The organism is Streptomyces sp. UNOB3_S3, assembly GCF_020740895.1.
Classification (GTDB): Bacteria; Actinomycetota; Actinomycetes; order Streptomycetales; family Streptomycetaceae; genus Streptomyces.
The window spans coordinates 1-2,095 of record NZ_JAILXP010000629.1; the positions used below are offsets into that span (position 1 = coordinate 1).

Below are 2,095 nucleotides of genomic sequence, written 5' to 3' on the forward strand. Positions count from 1 at the left end.
GTCCGGATGATCGCGCTCGCCGCCGCGGCGACGGCCAGTGGCAGCACCACCGCCAGCACCACCGCGCCGGCGAGCGCGATCATCCGGACATTCGCCGCGCGCTGCCCGGCCGCGCCGGGAACACTGGACGCACCCACCATGGGACCACCTGCAACTCTCCACGGGCGCTCAAGCGGGCGCCAGAGCGCGCGACCGTGGGACACGGAACGGATTTCCCAGGGCGGGGAGGCCTGAAGGGCCCCGCACCGATGACCCCGGTACGGACCCGCGCGAACCCTCGCCCCGCCGGGCCGACGGCGCCCTTGTCACAGCGCCCGGCACGGCCCGGATCCCGAACATACGGGCACGACCCGGCTCTTCGGGGCCTCGCGCGGCCGTTTCCTGCGGTTCTCTCCTCCGCTTACACCCGGAAGAGTGAGAGCGAAGCGTGCGAGAGCGAGGAGTGCGAGCGCGTGCGTCTCCCGTCCGTACGCGCTCCCGCCGCCGGCCAGACCCCCGCCGGGCCCCCGGATGTGCCCCGGGATGTGCCCCGGGACGGGCTCAGTGGGCGAGCCGGGTGCCGCCGCCCTGGCTGCCCGTGGCGCCGGCGGTCTGCTCCACCAGGACGTCGATGACCGTGGCCACGTCGGGCAGCCAGGGCCGGGCCAGACCGTCGACCCGCCGCTTGGAAGCGGAGCGTCCGCCTCGCCCGGCGGTGGCGCCCGCCGGCCTCGGGGCCCGCTCCCAGCGCACCCGGCCCGCGCCCGTGGGCGAGGGCGGCAGCACGGCGTAGCCGCCCTCGCCGTGGAAGCGCAGCGCCCCGGGCACCCAGTCCTGGCTGTGCAGGAGTTCGCCGAGGACTTCGAGGGAGTAGGGGGCCACCAGCAGGGACCAGCGGGTGGGCGTGGCCACCACCGGGCCGAGCCGGACGCCCGCCCGGTCGAACGCGGCCAGCGCGCGGGCGCCGGCCACCGCCGGGAGGCTCACCGCGCACGGCGCCCGGCCGCCGGTGGCGAGGACCACGGGGGCCTCCGGGCGGTTGGTCCACCACCAGCGGACCATCTTGGCGTCGGTGGTGGCCGCCAGCAGCCCCGGGTCGAAGGGGTGGGCACCGGGGACCGCGCAGTCGGGGTCGGGGCAGCCGCACTCGCGGACGCGGCCGATGCCGGGCCGCAGGCCGACACCGGGGAGCACGGGCCACTGCCACTCCGTCGCGTAGGTCAGGGCCGCGGTGAGTACGGCGGACCGGCCGGCCCGCCGGAGGGAGAGCTTGCGTCGCCTTCCGAGGATCTCGCGCATGAGCGCTCGTTCCTTTCCGTGAACGCCGAAGGTGGGCCCTTGCCCGGCGGCAGGGGCCGTATTGCACGTACATGACGCTGGGCGGTGCTGCGGGAACTGCCAGAACTGCGAGGGCACTGCGAGGAACTGCGGGAATTGCGCGTAGCCCCCGCGAACCGAGGGGACTACATGGCACTACGGGCACTGCTCGGCGCGGACCTCGCCGCGCCGTGGGCTCCCGGACCGGCACACCACGTGGATCAAAGTCACTACGCGTACGACGCAGCGCATCACGCCGCGGGCCGAGCGTGAAACCTGGCGGGGGGGTGGCGCGCGTATGGCGCTTCGTGCTGAACCGGTGCGCCCCTCGCCTGCGGCATGGGTTGCCCCACGCCGCTCGGGGATGGGCGTGGCCGTTGACCGATAAGACGCTCGGGCCCGCCGCCGGGTTGCGGGGCGGCCCCAACTGCCGCTGCCCTTCTCCGAGTACGTACCCACCCCGGTGGATGTGACGCGCTGCTGGAGCGAGGCCAGTCGATCGCAATTCCAGGGCCACGGCACTATTTTCCGGCCAAACTTCGGGGAACTTCGAGGGACGCGGAAGCCTCACCAGACACCACGAATCCCACTGGTCCAATGCTGGACATCGCCTTGCCCGGGCGTGTACATGTGGAGCACTGATAGCGCGCAACACGACAGGGGGTTTGCGGTGCTATTGAGCGGAACACCCAGGCCAACCCACTGGTCGTGCCGGCCCGGCGGGCCACCCCGGGCCGCCTCCCCAAGAGGCCCCGGCGGCGGCCGCGCACGCCCCCGCCCGGGCGGGGGCGTGCGCGGC

Annotated in this window: 1 protein-coding gene; it reads right to left on the reverse strand. The window is 74.4% G+C overall.

Translation table 11 applies throughout. From position 1 onward, the window contains the following. Positions 1-540 precede the first annotated feature (540 nt). A complete protein-coding gene (locus K6I33_RS34500) occupies positions 541-1,278 on the reverse strand; it encodes a bifunctional DNA primase/polymerase (protein ID WP_229358747.1) in 738 nt (245 codons plus the stop codon). Positions 1,279-2,095 lie beyond the last annotated feature (817 nt).

What these genes read in the sequence shown, in the direction of transcription:
- K6I33_RS34500 (WP_229358747.1), bottom strand. Translation starts at nt 1,278, where the DNA reads ATGCGCGAGATCCTCGGAAGGCGACGCAAGCTCTCCCTCCGGCGGGCC.